Genomic DNA, 18,164 nt, shown 5'->3' with positions numbered 1-18,164 from the left:
CTGCCCATCATGCTGCCGACCCCCTCCATTTCTCGCCGCCTCGTGGGCTTGCTGGCCATTGCTGGTGTTGCTGGTGCCGTGGCGGCTTTCGCCACCCAGGCAGCCGCACAGGCCACCACACAGGCCAAGCTCGACAGCCCCCTGCACCTGGTGGTGGGCTATGCACCCGGCGGTGCCACCGACCGGGTGGCGCGCATCGTGGGCGACAAGCTGGGCGCCAAGCTGGGCGTGGCCGTGGTGGTCGACAACAAGCCCGGCGCGGGCGGCCGACTGGCGGCGCAGCAGGTGAAGATCACGCCCGCCAACCAGAACGTGCTGATGCTCGCCAACCCCGCCGTGATGGTGGTGGCGCCGCTGGTATTCAAGGACAACAACTACGACGCCGAGCGCGACTTCGTGCCCGTGTCGCATGTGAACGACTACGACTTTGCGCTGTCGGTGTCCCCCACCCTGCCCGTGCGCGAACTGAGCCACCTGCTGGCCTGGATGCGCGCCAACCCCGCGCAGGCCAACGTGGGCGTGCCCGCCACCGGCAGCCTGCCGCACTTCTTCGGCCTGATGGTGGGCGAGAAGGCCAAGGTGCAGACGCAGATCATCGGCTACCGCGGCTCCGCGCCGCTGCTGAACGACCTCATCGGCGGGCAGGTGCCCATTGCCGTGGACACCGAGGACGTGGTGCTGCCGCAGCATGCCGCGGGCAAGCTGCGCGTGCTGGCGCTGTCGGGCGCCAAGCGCTCGCCGTTTGCGCCCAATATTCCCACCTTCAAGGAAGCCGGCCTCGACCTGTCCGCCACCGGCTGGAACACCTTCTTCGCGCCCAACAGCATGCCCAAGGCCAAGGTCGAGATGCTGGCCACCGCCATCCGCGAAGTCATGCAAGACCCCGACACCCAACGCAAGTTCAAGGACTCCGGCATGACCCCGGTGGTGAGCACCACCGCGCAGACCGCGGCCATGCTGAAGGCCTACCGCGCGCAGTGGGCGCCGGTGGTGCAGAAGTCCGGCTACCAACCCTGAACACGCCAGAGCCCAGAGACATGACCCGACCCAACATCATCTTCATCGTGGCCGACGACCTCGGCTATGCCGACCTGGGCTGCTACGGCGGGCGCGACGCCGCCTTCGGGCCCGTGTCGCCGGTGCTCGACGGCCTGGCGGCCAACGGGCTGAAGCTCACGCAGGGCTATGCCAACTCGCCCGTGTGCTCGCCCACGCGATTCGGCATGATCACCGCGCGCTACCAGTACCGCCTGCGCGGCGCGGCCGAAGAGCCCATCAACAGCAAGAGCCGCGGCAGCACCACGCTGGGCCTGCCGACCGACCACCCCACCTTGCCTTCGTTGCTGAAGGCCAGCGGCTACCAGACCGCGCTCATCGGCAAATGGCACCTGGGCTACCCGCCCACCTTCGGGCCGCTGCGCTCCGGGTACGACGAATTCTTCGGGCCCATGTCGGGCGGCGTCGACTACTTCACGCATTGCGACTCCACCGGCCGCCACGACCTGTGGTTCGGCGAGGAAGACAAGAAAGAAGACGGCTACCTCACCGACATCCTCTCCAAGCGCGCGGTGGACTATGTGGAACGCATGGCTAAGCAGGAGAACCCGTTCTTCCTGAGCCTGCACTACACCGCTCCGCATTGGCCCTGGGAGACCCGCGACGACGCCGAGAAGGCGCCCACCATCAAGGACAACCTGTTCGACCTGGCGGGCGGCAACATTCATGTGTACCGCCGCATGATTCATCACATGGACGAAGGCATCGGCTGGATCATGGCCGCGCTGCGCAAGCACGGCATGGCCGACAACACGCTGGTGGTGTTCACCAGCGACAACGGCGGCGAGCGCTTCTCGGACAACTGGCCGCTGGTGGGCGGCAAGATGGACTTGACCGAAGGCGGCATCCGCGTGCCATGGATCGCGCACTGGCCAGCCGTGATCGGCAAGGGCGGCGAGAGCACGCAGCTGTGCATGACCATGGACTGGTCGGCCACCATGCTCGACGCGGCCGGTGTGCAGGCCGACCCTGGCTATCCGCTGGACGGCGTTTCTCTCATGCCGGTGCTGAAGGATGCGACGAAGAGCTTTCGCCGCCCGCTGCACTGGCGCATGAACCACCGCGGCCAGGAAGCCCTGCGCGACGGCGACTGGAAGTACCTGAAGGTGGACGGGAACGAATACCTGTTCAACATTCCCGCCGATGAGCGGGAGCGCGCGAACCTGGCGAAGAAGGAGCCGGAACGGCTGGCTGAGATGCGGGCGAATTGGGCGGCGTGGAACGCGACCATGCCGGCGATTCCGGAGGATGCGACTGTGAGCCTGGGGTATTCGGTGAAGGATATGCCGCAGCGGTGAGGCAATGCGGCGCTGAAAAAGCGCCGTGCAGCGCGGGCACGCAATGCGCCCGGGCTGCTCATCGCCGCCTTGCGCCCGCCGTCGCTTTCTCTGCCTACCTCGGCCATGTTGCGTCGCGGCGTGGGCGACGCTTTTTACATCGGCAGCAAAGGAATGGGCGCCTGCGATGCGGCAAATTTCTTATTTTCGATTTGTTGGACTTGTCCCAACCAGACTGCGACAAGTCCGACAAAACGAAGCGGTCAGCGCCAGCTCTGTCATAGATACGAAATGTTAAAAACATAACATAAGTACACACTTATGCCGCAGCCGCCTGCCCTCCCATGCCCGAAACCTCCGAGTACCTGAGCGACTTTCGGCCTCGCTTTCGCCAGCCGTGCGCGGCCGATCTGTGCACCGCGGTGCCGTGCATGACGACCGACGACACGAACGAGAAGGTGATGGAGGTCTTCAACCGCCACCGCGAGCTTGTCAGCCTGCCTGTGCTGGAGGCCCACCGGCCGATCGGGCTGATCAACCGCAACATCTTCCTGTCGCAGATGAGCCAGCCCTTTCGCGTGGAGCTGTACGGGCGCAAGAGCTGCATCGCCTTCATGGACAAAGACCCGCTGGTGGTCGATGCGGCGCTCGACCTGGAAACGCTCACGTTCAAGACGGTGGCGCACGGCGAGAAGGCCTTGTCGGACGGCTTCATCGTCACGCGCGAAGGCGCGTTCGCGGGCGTGGGCAACGGCCTGCAGCTCATGCGCGTGGTGGCGGACCTGCAGGTCTCGCGCAACCGCGAAATCATGCACAGCATCGAGTACGCCAGCGTGATCCAGCGCTCGACCCTGCGCAGCTCGCTCGACGCACTGGCGCGCGCCTGCCCCGAGGCCCACCTGGTCTGGCAGCCGCGCGACGTGGTGGGGGGCGACTTCTACCAGTTCAGCACCGAGGCGGACGGCTGGTTTGCCACCGTGGCCGACTGCACCGGGCACGGCGTGCCCGGCGCGTTCATGACGCTGATTGCCTCCAGCAGCCTGAACCAGGCCATAGAGCAGCACGGCGCGCGCGACCCCGCGCGGCTGCTGGGCAACGTCAATCGCAGCATCAAGCAGATGCTGGGACAAATGGATGGGCAGACCGACGGGCGCGGCGCCACGCCCGGCTCCGACGACGGCATGGACGCCGCCTGCTTCTGGTTCGAGCCCGCGCAGGGCCGGCTGGTGTTTGCGGGCGCGCGGCTGTCGCTGTTCGTGCTGCGCCCCGGTGCCGATACCGTGGAGCTGGTCGAGGGGCAGCGCAAGGGCGTGGGCTACATGGACAGCGAGTTCGACTTCAGCTGGACCAACCAGGAGCTGCGCCTGCCCGCGGGCAGCCTGGTGTTCGTCAGCACCGACGGGCTGATCGACCAGGTGGGCGGCCCGCGTGCCATTGCATTGGGCAAGCGGCGCGTGCGCGAACTGCTGCTCGCGCAGCGCGAGTGCACGCCCGCGCAAGTCAACCGGGCGGTGCTCGACGCGCTGCAGGCCTGGCAGGGGGAGCACCACCGCCGCGACGACCTCACGTTCTTCTGCTTTCGCACCTGAAACCCGCCACGGGACCCCACCCATGCCCATTCCCCAGATTGCCGACAAGTACGGGTCGTTCTTCAACCTGGCGCGCCAGCACCAGGTGATCTTCTATTACGTGGGCTATTTCTCGCAGCACATCGTGGCCGCCATGTCCGACGCGGTGAAGCTGCAGCTCGAGGTGGCGGGCGTGGCCGGGCCCACGCGGCGCAGGCTGTTCTCGTCGTTCGTGGAGATGGCGCAGAACATCATTCATTACTCGGCCGACACGCTCACAGCGGCGAGCCGCGACAGCGGTGAGCTGCGCCACGGCGCGGTGTGCATCCGCCGCGAGAGCGACGGCGGCTTTTTGCTGCTGTGCGCCAACCCGGTGGAGCCCGACATTGCCGACGCGCTTCGCCTGAAGCTGGAAGGGCTGCGCAGCATGACGCTGGAAGAAATCAAGCAGGCTTACCGCCAGACGCTGCGCGAAGAAACGCCCCAGGGCAGCAAGGGCGCGGGCATGGGCCTTCTCACGGTGGCCCGCGACGCCCGCGAGCCGCTGGAGTTCGACTTCGACGCTGCCGACAGCGCCGGCGGCGCCCCGGTGTTCTACCTGAAGGCCGCGATCTAAAGCGCGCATGCCCGGCAACGAATCGAGATCACAGATGGAAAACCTCTACATCGCCGCCACGCCCAGCTCCCCGCAGGTGGACTTTCAGTTCGATGCCTGCACGCTCAGCCTGCGCGGCGAGTCCTACCCCGAGAACGCCGCCGCCTTCTATGGCCCGGTGATCGCGCAGCTCAAGGACTACCTGGGCCAGCAAAGCGGCAGCCACATCGAGGTGAACATCGCCCTGGCCTACTTCAACAGTTCCAGCACCAAGATGCTGTTCAACCTGATTGCGGCGCTCAACGACGCGGTGGAGGCGGGCAACCGCGTCACGCTGAACTGGTTTCACGACGAAGACGACGACACCATTCTGGAATTTGGCCAGGAGCTCAGCGAGGACTTCCCGGCGATCGACTTCGCCAGCCATCCCGTAGGCGCGACCTGAATGGACACCACCACGCCGCCGGACCTGTTCGAGGCCGAGAGCCGGGCGCTGCTGGCCGCCCGCGCCTCGTACGCGGCAAGCGAGGCCAGCGCGGACAGCGATGACAACGCCACGGCCGCGCAGCCCGCGCCCTGCCGCCAGGCACTGGGCGAGCTGCTGACCACCTACGAGCGGCTGCTGCGCGAAACGCGCCGGCTGGTGCAGCGCAGCGACCGGGCCGAGCGCGAAATGAACCAGCTCAACCTGCGCCTGCAGCACCTGGCGGGCGAGCTGGAATACCGCGCCACGCACGACCCGCTGACCGGCGTGCTCAACCGGGCCGCCATCATCGAGCTGGTGAACCGGCACTTCGTGTGCGAAGACCTTGCGCTGATCGTGCTGGACATCGACCATTTCAAGCGCGTGAACGACAGCTTCGGCCACCCCACCGGGGACCGTGTGATTCAGGGCGTGGTGAGCTGCCTGAAGGCGCAGGTACCGGCCACCGCGCACATTGGCCGCGTCGGTGGGGAGGAGTTCACGGTGGTGCTGCCGGGGCAAAGCGGCGAGGCCTGCGGGCAGGTTGCGCAGGCGCTGCGGCGCGCCCTGGAGGCCCATGCGTTCGATCTGCCCGATGGCAGTGGCGTGACCGCCAGCTTCGGCGTGAGCTGGCTGCCGCGCGGCAGCAACTTCGACGACGCCTACAGCCTGGCCGACGAAGCCCTGTACGGCGCCAAGCGCGGCGGACGCAACCAGGTGGCGCACGCCTCAGGCCACGGGCAAGCGCAGCCTGCCTGAGGCCTTGGCCTCACACCGTCGGGTCGTAACCCGGTGCGGAGGTGATCTCCGTGGCTTTGAAGGTCTTGTGCTGCGCCGTCGGCCCGATGGCGTCCAGCACCACCAGCAGGCGCCACAGCGGCTCGCGCGCGGAGGTGGTGCGCTCTTCGGCCGTGAGCTGGAAGGTCGACACGCCAGAGCCGATGCCCTTTGCCACCACGCGCAGCAGCGTCACGTCCTTGGAGTTCGACACTTCCAGGTCGTAGCCCAGGTTCTGCTCGCTCACGTTCTCGGCCTTGTAGCCGTAGCCCTTGAAATGGCGCGTGACATAGGCCACCGCAGCGGCCTGAATTTCTTCCTGCGAGGCTTGGCTGGCCACCACCGGTGCCAGTTCGGCCGGCTCGGGCACGTTGCTGCGCGCCTTGGCGGCCTTGATTTCGTCTTCCGTCGGCGTCCAGCCGCGCGGGCCACGCACCAGCACGGCCAGCTTGGTGTCGAGGTCCCAGCTGGCCACGTGCCATTCGTCGTCGTCGCGCACGCGGGTGGACACCTTGGCGTCCTTGTTGCTTTCGACTTCGGAGATGGCGATGCGGTTGGTCTGCACCACGGCGCGAAAGCCCTGGCCGGCGTCCCATGTGCGCTTGAGCAACTGCAGCCGCTCCTTGGCGCGTTGCACCTGATGGGCGCTGCGCGCGCCGCCGTCGGCACGGCGCTGTATGTCGAGCGATTCAAGGCAGAACCAGCGTCCGCCGGTGCCCACGCTCACCCACTCGGCCCAGATGGTGGCAATGACGTTGTCGCCCGTCGCCATCCAGGCGTGGTCGAACGGCTTGTCGCGCGCGTCGAACACGCCCATCTTGGCCACGATTTCGACCGGCGTGAGCCGTGGCCCGGACAGCCGCTTCTCATTGATGACGGCGAGTACCTGGGAGTCGACTTCGTTTTCCATTCAGCGCGTTTCTGGCAAGTTGTTGCGGGTCTGGAAGTATGCCGCATCCTCATTCGGCGTCGCGCCAGCGGCCCGAATGCGGGCACAGCCCCATCTGCTTGCCGTTCAGGCGCAGCTGTTCTTCGTCCAGTTGCAGCGCGGTCGCGGGGCTGATGTCGAACGAAATCTGAAGGGCGCGCGCCACCTCGGGCGCCTCGATGGACAGCTCCCAGGTCAGGAACACCTGGGTGCAATCGACATCGGCCGCAAAGTCAGCGGCGTCGAAACCGCTGCTGCCGCGCCGCACCACGGCATGCGGCTGGCAGGTGTCGAACAGCACCGCGGTGCCGCGCGTCAGCGGCATGCGAACGCCCGCGACCGGAAAATGCAGGTCCAGCCCCTTGTCCTCGCTGACGAACAGATTGCAGAAGGCCGCGCTGCCGTATTGCGCGCCGTCGTGGTGGTACCTGGCGCCGCGACAGGCCATGAGGGCGATGTCGCTGGCGGCCAGCACATCGGCCAGCCCTTGCGCGCGCGTCCAGTCGGCCATGGCCTGCACGCAGTGCGTGTACGCCGGCCAGCGCATGCGCGCGCGTGCCAGGGGCAAGGGCTCGACGTCGCCAGGCTCCAGGGCCAGGCGCGACACCACATCGCGCTCCCAGTCGGCCACCAGGCGTGCCGGCGCCGCGGGAATGTCGAGCGCGGCGCACAGCACGGTGTCGCTCACGCTGCGGCTGCGTAGGGCATCGCCGCTTGCGAAATAGGAGGTCAGCAGATCTCGCGCGTGCTGCGGTCGAGCGGGGTGGGTCATGTGGCGCAGTGTAGGAACAGTGCAGAGACAGCGCAGGAACGGCCCCGCCGCTTCCCTTGCAAAATGCCCCGGCGGCCACCAGCACGGGACTCGACATGACACCCACCGATCTTTCCAGCATCTATCGCGCATACATCGCCCGCCTGAACGCGCGCGACCTGCAAGGGCTTGCCAAGTTCGTGCATGGCGACGCGAGCCACAACGGGCGACCGCTCGGGGTGTCGGGCTATCGCGAGATGCTGGAGAAAGACTTCCGCGACATTCCCGATCTTTTCTTCGACGTCGAACTGCTGGTGTGCGAGCCACCGCATGTCGCGAGCCGCATACGTTTCGACTGCTCTCCGGCGGGTCAATTCCTGGGCCTGCCAGTGAACGGCCGGCACATCTCGTTCAGCGAAAACGTGTTCTATGAATTTCGCGACGAAAAGATCGTGCACGTGTGGTCCGTGCTGGACAAGGCGGCCATCGAGGCGCAGCTCTGACGCATTGAACTGCAACGACAGCATGGACACCCTGGTCAGCGTTTTTTCTTTCCTGCTCATCGGCATTGCTGTTGCGCCGCTGCTGATGCTCGGGCTCTACGTGCTGGCCAGCTACTTCGAGCTCAAGGGAGCCGAGCGGGTGCTGGACGCGACCTTTCAGCTGCTGAAGCTCCAGTGGTTCAGCGGCGGCCTGTTGAACATTGTGGGCGGGCTCGCAAGCGGCGCGCTGGGTGTCTGGATGGTCGTTCACTTCGATCCGCTGCTGCAGCGCGCGCTCGGCGTTTTGATGGTGGCATTCGGTCTGTGGCGAGCCGCCAGGGGCGTTGCCTTGCTGGGCGCCTTCTCGCGCACGAAAGACACGCCATGAACGCCATCGCCCGCAGCCGCGCACTGGTCGAAGACGCCTTCGCCGACCCAAGCCGATGGGCGCAGAACATGGCCGCGGCGCAGACGCTTCTGACCGGCGCGCTGAACGAATCCCCCAACGACCTCGTCACGCTCACCTGCCTGGGCGCTGTGCTCTGCGACCAGGCGAAGTACGGTGACGCCATCGACCTGCTCGAACGTGCGGTGGCGCTGGGCTCCAACGACGGCCACACGCACTACAACCTGGGCGTCGCGCGCGTCGGCTGCGCGCTGAATCGGCAAGCAAAGATCGCGTTCAAGCGAGCCCAGGGTTTGCGCGCTTCACCCGAGACCTGGACGGCGTACTTCGACCCGCAAGCGCAATAGCGCGACGCCCGCGCAAGTAACTTCAAATATGCCAACGATCCCCACGCAACACGACTTCCCCGCCGGCACGGCCTTCGTCATCAAGGAGTTCGACGTGCCGCTCGCCTGCGTGCCCCGCGCCGACGCGTGCGAGTGGGTCAACTGGTTCGGCGGCGCGCCGCGCCCCTACCCGGCAGCCAGCTTGACGGTCGACAACAACTGGCCGGCGGCCTCGTTCGAAGAATGGGCGGCCTTGGTGAAGGCCTCCATCACCACGTGAGCAGGCCGCGGCCGAGCCTGCTCAGTCGTTGCCGAACACCGGCTTGCGCTTTTCCACGAAGGCGCGCACGGCTTCGCGGTGGTCGCCGGTCATGTGCGCAATCGCCTGGTAGCCCGCCGACATTTCGAGCAGCGATTCGAGCGTGCTGCGCTCGCCCTCGCGCAGCAGCCGCTTGGTCATGCGCAGCACGCCGCCAGGGTTGGCCGCGATGCGCGCCGCGAGCTTCAGGCTTTCTTCCATCAGCTGCTCGTGCGGCACCACGCGCGACACCAGACCGCAAGCCAGCGCCTCCTGCGCGCTGAGCGCGTCGCCGGTGAACGCCATCTCCGACGCCTTCGACATGCCCACCACGCGCGGCAGCAGCCACGCACCGCCGTCGCCCGGCACGATGCCGACCTTGACGAAGCTCTCGGCAAAGGTGGCCTTCTCCGACGCGATGCGGATGTCGCACATGCAGGTCAGGTCCATGCCCGCGCCCACGGCCGGGCCGTTCACCGCGGCAATGACCGGCACGTCGAGGTTGTAGAGCGCCTTGGGCAGGCGCTGGATACCGTTGCGGTACTCCTCGCGGATCACCTCGGGCGAGAGGCCTTCGTTTTCATAGCGCTGCATGTCCTTCACGTTGCCACCCGAGCTGAACATGGGGCCGGCACCGGTGAGCACCACCACGCGGATGCTGCGGTCCAGCGTGACCTGCGCGCAGGCCTGCACGATCTCGTCGACCGCGCTGTTGCCGGTGAGCGCGTTGCGGGTCTCGGGCTGGCTCATGGTCAGCGTGAGAATGGCGCCGTCGCGCTCGGTCTTCAGGAATGTCGTCATGGGTTTGTGTTCTCTTTTCAAACGATGTCGGTGGTGGCGCGAATCAGGTCGAGCGCAAGGCCCAGGCGGTGGTCGACCAGCTCAGTGCCAATCACGTCGTACCAATAAGACTCGGAGCCGCCGGCCTGGCGCCAGGCATGCAGGCGGCGCGTGTACAGCTGCAGGTCGAACTCCTCGGTGAAGCCGATGGCACCGTGGATGGAGTGGCTCAGCGCCGCCACCTCCAGCGCGGCCTCGCTGGTGCGGGCCTTGGCAATGGCCACGCGCAGGCGGTCGGTGCTGCAACCCATCTGCGCGGCCATGCGGGCGGCAAAGGCATGTTCGGAGATCACGCTCAGCTGGTGCTGAATCGCCTGGAACTTGCCGATGGGCCTGCCGAACTGGTTGCGGTCGTTGGCGTACTGCAGCGTGCGCGTGAACACGCTCATGAGCGCACCCGCGAGTTGCACGGCCAGCACGCAGGCCAGCGGCACGCGCACGTCGGCCACGCCGGGCACTGACTGCGCCATGGCCTGGGGTGGCGCGAGCCATGACAGCGTGGCATCGAGCGGCGCAACGGCGGCGTCAGAAATTGCCGCGTCCACAGGCAACAGCAGGCAAGTCTTGCCTACCTCCACCAGAACCCAGTCGGCCACGCGGCCAAAGCTCACGCGCTCGCACACCAGCCTGCCGTCGCCCTGCACGCGGCCTTGCGCCAGCGCGATGCTGCCGCCGGGCCGGGGCACGCCGGCCTGCGCCAGCAGCGCGCGCGCCACCATGGTCTCGGCCAGCGGCACGGGCACCACGAAGGCGCCGCAGAGTTCTAGCAAGGGAAAGGCTTCGGCCAGCGACAGGCCCGCGCCGCCGTCGGCCTCGGGCAGCAGCGCGTCGGCAAAGCCCGATGCCTCGATGGCCTCCCACAGCGCATCGGGCGTCTGCCCGCCTTCGATGGCGCGCACGGCTTGAGGCGTGCAGTGGTCGGTCAGCACGCCCCGCAGCGCGTCGATGTAGATCTCGTCCATCTTCAGTGTTCCCTTCAGCGCAGGCCGAGGCCGCGCGCGATCATTCCGCGCAGGATGTCGCGCGTACCGCCGCGCAGCGAAAACGACGGCGCCACCTGCGTCACGTAGTCCAGCGTGCGCAGCAGTTCGAGCGGAATGCCCTGGCCGTCGCGCGCAAACAAGTCGTCGGCAATGGCTGCGGGAATGAGCTGCTCCACGCCCGTGCCCAGGTCTTTCACGAGCGCCGCCTCCACGACGGGGCTGCCGCCCTGCGCCACCTTTTCGGTGACGGCCAGCGACATGGCGCGCAGCGGCGCCAGCTGGCTCAAAATTTTTCCGGCCAGCCGCACCGCGGCCGGCGTGCGGCCCGCCTCGGTGCGCACGAAGGCCAGCCATTCGTCGAACAGCACGATGCTGGAGAACAGCCGCTCAGGCCCGCTGCGCTCGAAGGCCAGTTCGGCCGTCACCTGCTCCCAGCCCTTGCCCTCTTCGCCGATGAGCGCGTCGCTCCCCAGTGCCACGTTGTCGAAGAACACTTCGCAAAAATGCGAGTCGCCTGCCAGGTCGGTGATGGGCCGCACCGTCACGCCCGGCAGCGACAGGTCGACGATGACCTGCGACAGGCCCTTCTGCCGGTCTTGCGTCTCGCCCGAAGTGCGCACCAGCGCAATCATGTAGTGGCAGTGGTGCGCGTTGGTGGTCCAGATCTTCTGGCCGTTGAGCGTGAAGCCGTCGGCCGTGCGCACCGCACGCGTGCGCACGCTCGCCAGGTCGGAGCCCGCGTTGGGCTCGCTCATGCCGATGCAGAAGAACGACTCGCCCCGGCAGATGGGCGGCAGGTAGAAGCGCTTTTGCGCCTCGGTGCCGTACTTCAGGATGAGCGGGCCGCTTTGCCGATCGGCAATCCAGTGCGAGCCCACGGGCGCGCCGAAATTCAGAAACTCTTCCACCAGCACATAGCGCGCAAAGGCACTGCGGCCACCGCCACCGTATTCGGTCGGCAGCGTGATGCCGAGCCAGCCGCGCTGGCCGAGTTCGCGGCTGAAGGCGCTGTCGTAGCCCGACCACGACTTGGCGCGCACATGCGCCGGCACACGAGCCAGCGCGTCGGACAGAAAGGCCCGCACGGGCGCGCGCAGCGCCTCGTCTTCGGGCGGAATCGCCGTCATCGACAGCGAGGTCAAGGCACTCATTGCACCACTCCTTGTTGCATCAAATCCGCAATGGCTTCGGGCGTCATGCCCAACAGCTGCGCGAGCACGTCCTGCGTGTGCTGGCCCAGCAGCGGCGGCGCATGGCGGTACTGCACCGGCGTGTGCGACATGCGTAGCGGGCTGGCCACCAGCGGAATGTTGCCAGCCACCGGGTGCGTCATGTGGATCTGCGTGCCGCGCGCCTTCACCTGCGGGTCTTCGAACACATCGGCAATGGTATTGATGGGGCCGCAAGGCACGCCCACCTGCTCGAAGAGCGCAACCCACTCGGCGGTGGTGCACGTGACGGTGAGCGCGCGCATCAGGGCGATCAGCACCACGCGGTTTTCGATGCGGTCGGCATTGGTCTTGAAGCGCGCGTCGTCGGCCCATTCGGCATGGCCGACGGCGCGGCAGAAGTTGCCGAATTGGCCGTCGTTGCCGATGGCCAGAATCATGTGGCCGTCTTGCGTCGGAAAGTCCTGGTAGGGCACGGTGTTGGGGTGCGCGTTGCCCATGCGCTTCGGCGTGCCGCCGTACAGGTGGTTCATGCCCTGGTTGGCCAGGCAGGCCACCTGCACGTCGAGCAAGGCCAGGTCGATGTGCTGGCCCACGCCTGTGAGCTCGCGCGACTGCAGCGCGGCAAGGATGGCGGTGCTCGCGTACAGCCCCGTGAGGATGTCGGTAAGCGCCACGCGCCCACCTTCATCGGGCCGGCACCCTCTTCGCCGTCGGCGCGGCCGGTGATACTCATGAGCCCGCCCATGCCCTGCATCAGAAAGTCATAGCCCGCGCGCTCCGCATACGGGCCGGTGTGGCCGAAGCCGGTGATGGAGCAGTACACCAGCCGCGGGTTGACTGCATGCAGCGACGCGGGGTCGAGCCCGTACTGCGCGAGGCTGCCGACCTTGAAGTTCTCGATGACCACGTCGCAACGCCTGGCCATGTCGCGCACCAGGGCCTGGCCAGCCGCGGCGGTGAAGTCGATGGCGACCGACTTCTTGTTGCGGTTGGCGCACAGGTAGTAGGCCGCGTCGCGCGTGTCGGCGCCTTCGCGGTGTTTCAGGAAGGGCGGGCCCCACAGGCGGGTGTCGTCGCCGCGCCCGGGACGCTCGACCTTGATGACCTCCGCGCCCAGGTCGCCCAGCGTCTGGCTGGCCCAGGGGCCGGCCAGCACCCGCGACAGGTCGAGCACGCGGATGTGCGACAGCGCGCCGGCGGCGGGCTGCTGGTTCATGGGCACGTCTGGGTTGGGCGCGCTCATTGCTGCTCGACGTTCGCCTTGACCGCGATGCGCTTCCACAGCTGGATTTCCGAGGCCTGGAAGGCGCGCATTTCGTCGGGCCCGCCGCGCATCACCTCGGCGCCGATGCGCTCGTAGAACTCACGGGTCTCGGGCATCGTTTCTATCTTGGTGAGCAAGGCGGCCAGCTTGTCGGTCTCGGCCTTGGGCGTCTTCGACGACACCATGGCGCCGACCCAGGTGTAGGCCGCAAAGCCCGGCAGGCCGGCCTCGCTGGCCGTGGGCACAGTGGGCAACGCAGGCACACGCTTGTCGGCCGCCACGGCCAGCGCATGCACCTTGCCTGAGCGGGCCAACTCCTGCACGCTGGTGATCTCGGCAAAGGCCATGTTCACCGTGCCGGACACCACCGCAATCACCGCCTCGCCCGCGCCCTTGAACGGCACGTGCGCGGTGTGCACCTTGGCCGCGTCGTTGAAGAGCTCCGACATCAGCTGGTAGCCGGCCGAGCCCGCGCCGTAGTTCAGCACGCCGGGCTTGGCCCGCGCGCCCGCAATCAAATCCGGCAGCGTCCTGTATTCGGAGTTGCCGGGCACCACCAGCAGCGCGGGCGAACGCATCATCATGGTGAGCGGCGCCAGGTCGGCCACCGGGTCGTAGGGCAGCGACTTGAACAGCGCCACGTTCACCGCCAGCGTGGAGTTGCTGCCGACGAACACGGTGTAGCCATCGGCCGGCGCGGAGAGCACCGCCTTCACCGCAATGAAGCCGTTGGCGCCGGGCTTGTTCTCGACCACCACTGGCTGGCCGGTGAGCTCGGTGAGCTTGCGACTGAAGTAGCGCGCAGAGGTGTCGGTGCCGCTGCCCGGCGGGAAGGGCACGACGAACTTGATGGGCTTGGAGGGGAAGTCAGAGGCGGCTTGCGCTGCCACCTGGCCTGCGCAGAACACAGCCGCGAATGCCAGCAAGGGCGCGATGAGTTTGGGTTTGAAGGACACGTGCATCTCCTTCAATCGAGCGTGACGCCGGTGGCCTTGACCACGCCGGCCCAGCGCGCCAGCTCCTTCTTCACGTAGGCGCCGTATTCCTGCGGCGTGGAGCCCAGCGGCTCGGCGCCCTGCAGCGCCAGGCGCTCGCGCACGTCGGGCGACTTCAGCGCCTTGACGATTTCCGCGTTCAGCTTCTCCACCACCGCGGGCGGCGTGCCCCCGGGCACCATCACGCCCTGCCAGGCGCCCACCTCGAAGCCCGGCATGCCGGACTCGGCCAGCGTGGGCACGTCCGGGAACAACGTCATGCGCTTGGCGGTGGTCACGGCGAGCATCTTCAGGCGCTTGTCGCGCACGAAGCTCATCACCGAGTTGACGGTGTCGGTCATGAACTGGATCTGGTTGCCCACCAGGTCGACGTCGGCCGGCGCACTGCCCTTGTAAGGCACGTGCGTGGCCTCGATCCCGTTGGCCTGCACGAACTGAAACGCGCCCAGGTGCGTGACGTTGCCGTTGCCCGCCGAGCCGTAAGACAGCTTGCCCGGGTGCGCCTTGGCATAGGCCACGAACTCTTTCACGGTGTTGACCGGAATGGACGGATGCACCACCAGCGCCAGGGGCACCACGGCCACCAGCGCGACGGGGGCAAAGTCTTTCTGCACGTCGTAAGACACGCTCTTGTAGAGCGCAGGGCTCAGCGTGATCGACGAGGTGTTGTACAGGAGGGTGTAGCCGTCGGCGGCGGCCTTGGCGACCACCTGCGCGCCGATGTTGCCGTTGGCCCCGCCACGGTTGTCCACCAGGATGCTCTGGCCCATCTGCTCGCCGAGCTTCTGCGCGAGCACGCGCGCGACCAGATCGGTCGGGCCGCCGGGCGGGAACGGCACGATCATGGTGATGGGCTTGGCGGGGTAGGTGCCAGGGCCTTGCGCGAAGGCGACCGGGCTCGCGAATGCGAAGCCGAGCAGCGCGGCGCTGGTGGCCAGGCTGAACGTGCGTCGATGGGAGGCGCGTTGCGTCGGTGCGATGTCGATGGGCATGTCTTTTTGTCTCCGTTGCTGTTTTTGAAAATCTTGCGCTGCGTGCTGTGCTCAGGCGCCCGTATCGGCGCGGCCCGCGAGCAGCCTGCGTGCGTCGTAGTGCATGACGCAGCGCCCCTGCTGGTTGAACACCTCGATGCGCGAATCGACGATGCCGCGACCACCCTTCGATGTCGGCCGGATGCCGGTCACCTCGACCATCGCCTCGATGCTGTCGCCCACGCGCACCGGCGCATGGATCTTCTGCACCAGCTCGAGCATGGCCAGGCCGGTGCCCTGGATCATGGTTTGCAGGATGAAGCCTTCGATCAGCGTGTAGGTGAGCGCGGCGGGCACCGGGCGCCCGGCGATGGCACTGCCTTCGTACTCTGCGTCGATGAAGATCGCCTCCACCATGCCGGTCACGCCGATGAAGTTGACGAGGTCGGTCTCGGTGATGGTGCGGCGAAAGGTGCGCAGGCGTTGGCCCACCGTCAGGTCTTGCCAGACGAAGCCCTGGCCCAGGCGGGGCAGCGTGGTGAAGTCTGGCGTGCGGTCTGCGGGTGCGTTCATCGAGTTGGTTCCAGGGTGGAGGCAACGGTGGGGTTCAGGGCAGGCGCACGCGCGGCGCCGTCGGCAATCAGTTGTTCGATGTGCGCCGGCAAGAGCCCGGCCGCCGCCAGGCTCTGGCGTGTGTGCTCGCCCAGGCGCGGCGGCATGCCGACCGGTGGGCGCGTGCCGTCGAACTTCACCGGCACGCCAGGGAAACGCATGGCGCCCATGCGCGCGTCTTGCAGTTCTGTGAAGAAGCCGGTGGCCACCAGGTGCGGGTCGTCGGGCAGGTCGTCGAGCCGGCGGATGGGCGCGGCCGGAATCTCCAGCCGCTCGCAGGTGACCAGCCACTGCGCGGTGGTGCCGCGCGCCACGAAGCGCCCGGCCAGCTCCAGCAACTCGCCGATGTGCCGCGTGCGCGCAGCCATGTCGGCAAAGCGTGGGTCGCTCGCCATGCCCGGCTCGCCCACTTCAGTGAAGAAGCGCTGCCAGTGCTGGGTGGTGTACGGCATCATGCAGATGTGCCCGTCGGCCGTGCGCCAAGGGCGGCGCCACGGCGTGAGCACACGCGGGTAGCCGGCGCCGGCCAGCGGCGGCTCGAAGTGCCGGCCGTACAGGTGCTCCACCAGGTTGAAGGCCACCATGGTCTCGAACATCGGAATTTCCACGAAGCAGCCGCGGCCCGTGCGCTCGCGCTGGAACAGCGCCGCAAGAATGGCCTGCGCGCCGACCAGCGCGCAGGTCTTGTCGGCCGCAATCGTCGGCAGGTAGCGCGCCTCGCCGCCCTGCTGCTCCATGAGCGCGGACAGGCCCGACATGCCCTGAATCACATCGTCATAAGCCGGCCGCCCCGCGTACGGCCCGCCCTGCGCAAAGCCGTGCAGGCCGGCGTACACCAGGCGCGGAAAGCGGGCGGTGAGCGTGTCGGGGTCGATGCCCAGCGGCGCTAGCTTTTGCGGCCGCATGCTGTGCATGAACACGTCTGCGTCGGCCAGCAGCGCCATGAGCGCGTCGCGCGCGGCGGGGCGCTTCAGGTCGAGCACCACGCTCTTCTTGCTGTGGTTGCTTCCCAGGAACACGGCCGACATGCCGGCCTCCGTGGCCGGGCCGGTGTGGCGGGTGGAGTCGCCTTCGGGCGGCTCTATCTTGATGACCTCGGCGCCGTAGTCGGCCAGCGTCTGGCTGGCCAACGGCCCGAACACCACGCTCGACAGGTCGAGCACTTTCACACCTTGCAGGGGCAGCATCGTCTGGTTGTCTCCTGCGCCCATTCTGGGAAAGCGCAGCGTTGCCGTCCAATATCAAATTCCCGCTCTGTGATACCTTTTGGAGATCATGGACACACGCCAGTTGCGCCACTTCATCACCCTGGCCGAGACGCTGAACTTTCACCGCGCGGCCGAGCGGCTGCACATGGCGCAGCCGCCGCTGTCGGCTTCGATACGCCGGCTCGAAGAGCAGGTGGGCGTGCCGCTGTTCGTGCGCAACCGGCGCGGCACCGAGCTCACGCCGGCCGGCGCGGCGGCGCTGGAGAACGCGCGGCGCGCGGTGTTCCACAGCGAGCAGTTCGCACTGGCGGCACAGGCCGCCGCGCGCGGAGAGGCGGGCACGCTGCGCGTGGGCTTCGTGGGCTCGGCCACCTATGCGCTGATGCCGCGCGTGCTGCCGAGTTTTCGCGCGCGTTACCCGGGGGTGCATCTGGAACTGGCCGAGTCGACCACAGCGCGCATCGTGGCGATGGTGGAAAGCGGTGACGTCGACGTGGGGCTGGTGCGCTTTCCCATCGGGCGCGCGTGCAAGGCGCGCATCTTTCCGGTGGAGCGCGACGTGTTCATGGCGGCGCTGTCGGTCGACCACCCGCTGGCGCGGCGCAGGCGGCTCACGCTGGCCGACCTAGCCAGTGAAACCTTCGTGATGTACGGCGCCATGGAAGTGCCCGGCCTGCATGCCGCGGCGCTGCTGGCGTGTCAGCAGGCAGGCTTCATACCCGACGTGCAGCAAGAGGCGGTGCAGGTGCAGACGCTCATCAGCCTGGTGGAAAGCGGCCTGGGCGTGGCGCTGGTGCCTTCGGTGGCGGCGCGGCACGTGGCGCGCAACATCGTCTTCAAGAAGCTGGCTGGGCCGGGCGCGCAAACCGCCATCGGCATTGCGCTGGCGTTGCCGCCGGCCGGGCAGACGTCCGCCGCGCAGCGCTTTCTGGAGAGCGTTTTGGAGCAGCCGCGCGACTGAAAAAAAGGCGCTCTGCACGGCGCCAGGTCAGGCTTTGGTCAGCTCTTTTTCAGGCGGTCTTTGCCCTTGCCATCACTGCCACGCTTGCTAATTCACAGCTAAGTCTTTTGCCTTTCGACTGACACAGGGCAAACCTAGATTCGTTCGCGGTCCACAGCGCCGGCGCACACCGTGCCGTGCCTGGTTCATGCCCCTCATCACGTTGAAAGAAGAAATTGAAAGCCACTCCAA

General features: G+C 67.3%; 20 protein-coding genes and 1 pseudogene. 11 read left to right on the top strand and 10 right to left on the bottom strand.

The window, feature by feature from the left end; translation table 11 throughout:
- The first annotated feature begins 9 nt into the window (after positions 1-9).
- The 6 genes from VLK31_RS18620 (at position 10) to VLK31_RS18595 (ending at position 5,718) form a co-directional block, all read left to right on the top strand.
- Positions 10-1,017 (top strand): Bug family tripartite tricarboxylate transporter substrate binding protein, encoded by a 1,008-nt coding sequence (locus VLK31_RS18620; RefSeq protein ID WP_409169910.1) that lies wholly within the window; start codon positions 10-12, stop codon positions 1,015-1,017.
- Between the two features lie 20 nt (positions 1,018-1,037).
- Positions 1,038-2,354: a sulfatase gene (locus VLK31_RS18615; protein ID WP_409169909.1), complete on the top strand. Its 1,317-nt coding sequence runs from the start codon at positions 1,038-1,040 to the stop codon at positions 2,352-2,354.
- A 323-nt stretch (positions 2,355-2,677) separates the two neighbouring features.
- Entirely contained in the window at positions 2,678-3,922 is a 1,245-nt protein-coding gene (locus VLK31_RS18610) for a SpoIIE family protein phosphatase (RefSeq protein ID WP_409169908.1), read from the top strand.
- Between the two features lie 22 nt (positions 3,923-3,944).
- A complete protein-coding gene (locus tag VLK31_RS18605; protein WP_409169907.1) occupies positions 3,945-4,517 on the top strand; it encodes a SiaB family protein kinase in 573 nt (190 codons plus the stop codon).
- A 34-nt stretch (positions 4,518-4,551) separates the two neighbouring features.
- Complete coding sequence (locus VLK31_RS18600; RefSeq protein WP_409169906.1) at positions 4,552-4,941, top strand: DUF1987 domain-containing protein; 390 nt, start codon at positions 4,552-4,554, stop codon at positions 4,939-4,941.
- The gene (locus tag VLK31_RS18595; protein WP_409169905.1) at positions 4,942-5,718 is read left to right on the top strand and encodes a GGDEF domain-containing protein; all 777 of its coding nucleotides are present in this window, start codon (positions 4,942-4,944) and stop codon (positions 5,716-5,718) included.
- Between the two features lie 10 nt (positions 5,719-5,728).
- Here the strand turns inward: VLK31_RS18595 and VLK31_RS18590 are convergent, their stop codons facing one another.
- Both VLK31_RS18590 and VLK31_RS18585 read right to left on the bottom strand, forming a co-directional pair.
- Positions 5,729-6,646: a hypothetical protein gene (locus VLK31_RS18590; protein WP_409169904.1), complete on the bottom strand. Its 918-nt coding sequence runs from the start codon at positions 6,644-6,646 to the stop codon at positions 5,729-5,731.
- Between the two features lie 49 nt (positions 6,647-6,695).
- Complete coding sequence (locus tag VLK31_RS18585) at positions 6,696-7,436, bottom strand: hypothetical protein (protein ID WP_409169903.1); 741 nt, start codon at positions 7,434-7,436, stop codon at positions 6,696-6,698.
- 95 nt (positions 7,437-7,531) lie between these two features.
- Between VLK31_RS18585 and VLK31_RS18580 the strand changes: the two genes are divergently transcribed.
- Genes VLK31_RS18580 through VLK31_RS18565 form a run of 4 tightly spaced genes read left to right on the top strand, consistent with a single transcriptional unit; the run spans position 7,532 to position 8,909 of the window.
- Positions 7,532-7,918: an ester cyclase gene (locus tag VLK31_RS18580; protein ID WP_409169902.1), complete on the top strand. Its 387-nt coding sequence runs from the start codon at positions 7,532-7,534 to the stop codon at positions 7,916-7,918.
- Positions 7,919-7,940: 22 nt separating this feature from the next.
- Positions 7,941-8,285, top strand: coding sequence for a hypothetical protein (locus VLK31_RS18575; RefSeq protein WP_409169901.1), 345 nt, complete (start codon positions 7,941-7,943; stop codon positions 8,283-8,285).
- A complete protein-coding gene (locus VLK31_RS18570) occupies positions 8,282-8,650 on the top strand; it encodes a hypothetical protein (protein ID WP_409169900.1) in 369 nt (122 codons plus the stop codon). Before VLK31_RS18575 ends, VLK31_RS18570 begins: the two co-directional genes overlap by 4 nt.
- 28 nt (positions 8,651-8,678) lie before the next feature.
- A complete protein-coding gene (locus VLK31_RS18565) occupies positions 8,679-8,909 on the top strand; it encodes a hypothetical protein (protein WP_409169899.1) in 231 nt (76 codons plus the stop codon).
- 21 nt (positions 8,910-8,930) lie between these two features.
- Here the strand turns inward: VLK31_RS18565 and VLK31_RS18560 are convergent, their stop codons facing one another.
- From VLK31_RS18560 to VLK31_RS18525, 8 genes and pseudogenes are all read right to left on the bottom strand, one after another.
- The gene (locus VLK31_RS18560) at positions 8,931-9,728 is read right to left on the bottom strand and encodes a crotonase/enoyl-CoA hydratase family protein (RefSeq protein ID WP_409169898.1); all 798 of its coding nucleotides are present in this window, start codon (positions 9,726-9,728) and stop codon (positions 8,931-8,933) included.
- 17 nt (positions 9,729-9,745) lie between these two features.
- A complete protein-coding gene (locus tag VLK31_RS18555; RefSeq protein ID WP_409169897.1) occupies positions 9,746-10,729 on the bottom strand; it encodes an acyl-CoA dehydrogenase family protein in 984 nt (327 codons plus the stop codon).
- A gap of 14 nt (positions 10,730-10,743) precedes the next feature.
- Positions 10,744-11,901 carry an acyl-CoA dehydrogenase family protein gene (locus VLK31_RS18550; RefSeq protein WP_409169896.1) on the bottom strand — a complete coding sequence of 386 codons (1,158 nt, stop codon included), beginning with the start codon at positions 11,899-11,901 and terminating at the stop codon, positions 10,744-10,746.
- Positions 11,898-13,138, bottom strand: a pseudogene (locus tag VLK31_RS18545) (CaiB/BaiF CoA transferase family protein). Before VLK31_RS18545 ends, VLK31_RS18550 begins: the two are co-directional and overlap by 4 nt.
- Positions 13,139-13,161: 23 nt before the next feature.
- On the bottom strand, positions 13,162-14,148 hold the full coding sequence (locus VLK31_RS18540) for a Bug family tripartite tricarboxylate transporter substrate binding protein (RefSeq protein WP_409169895.1): 987 nt from the start codon (positions 14,146-14,148) through the stop codon (positions 13,162-13,164).
- A 5-nt stretch (positions 14,149-14,153) separates the two neighbouring features.
- Positions 14,154-15,173 (bottom strand): Bug family tripartite tricarboxylate transporter substrate binding protein, encoded by a 1,020-nt coding sequence (locus VLK31_RS18535; RefSeq protein ID WP_409169894.1) that lies wholly within the window; start codon positions 15,171-15,173, stop codon positions 14,154-14,156.
- Between the two features lie 51 nt (positions 15,174-15,224).
- Positions 15,225-15,725, bottom strand: coding sequence for a MaoC family dehydratase (locus tag VLK31_RS18530; protein ID WP_409169893.1), 501 nt, complete (start codon positions 15,723-15,725; stop codon positions 15,225-15,227).
- Positions 15,722-16,951: a CaiB/BaiF CoA transferase family protein gene (locus tag VLK31_RS18525; protein WP_409169892.1), complete on the bottom strand. Its 1,230-nt coding sequence runs from the start codon at positions 16,949-16,951 to the stop codon at positions 15,722-15,724. Before VLK31_RS18525 ends, VLK31_RS18530 begins: the two co-directional genes overlap by 4 nt.
- Before the next feature lie 88 nt (positions 16,952-17,039).
- On the opposite strand from VLK31_RS18525, the gene VLK31_RS18520 reads away from it, so the two are divergent.
- A complete protein-coding gene (locus tag VLK31_RS18520; RefSeq protein WP_409169891.1) occupies positions 17,040-17,933 on the top strand; it encodes a LysR family transcriptional regulator in 894 nt (297 codons plus the stop codon).
- Positions 17,934-18,164: the final 231 nt, after the last annotated feature.

Source organism: Variovorax sp. H27-G14 (assembly GCF_046156345.1).
Taxonomy (GTDB): domain Bacteria; phylum Pseudomonadota; class Gammaproteobacteria; order Burkholderiales; family Burkholderiaceae_C; genus Variovorax.
Note: the sequence above shows the minus strand (reverse complement) of the source record. Positions and strands in the feature narration are given on the sequence as shown.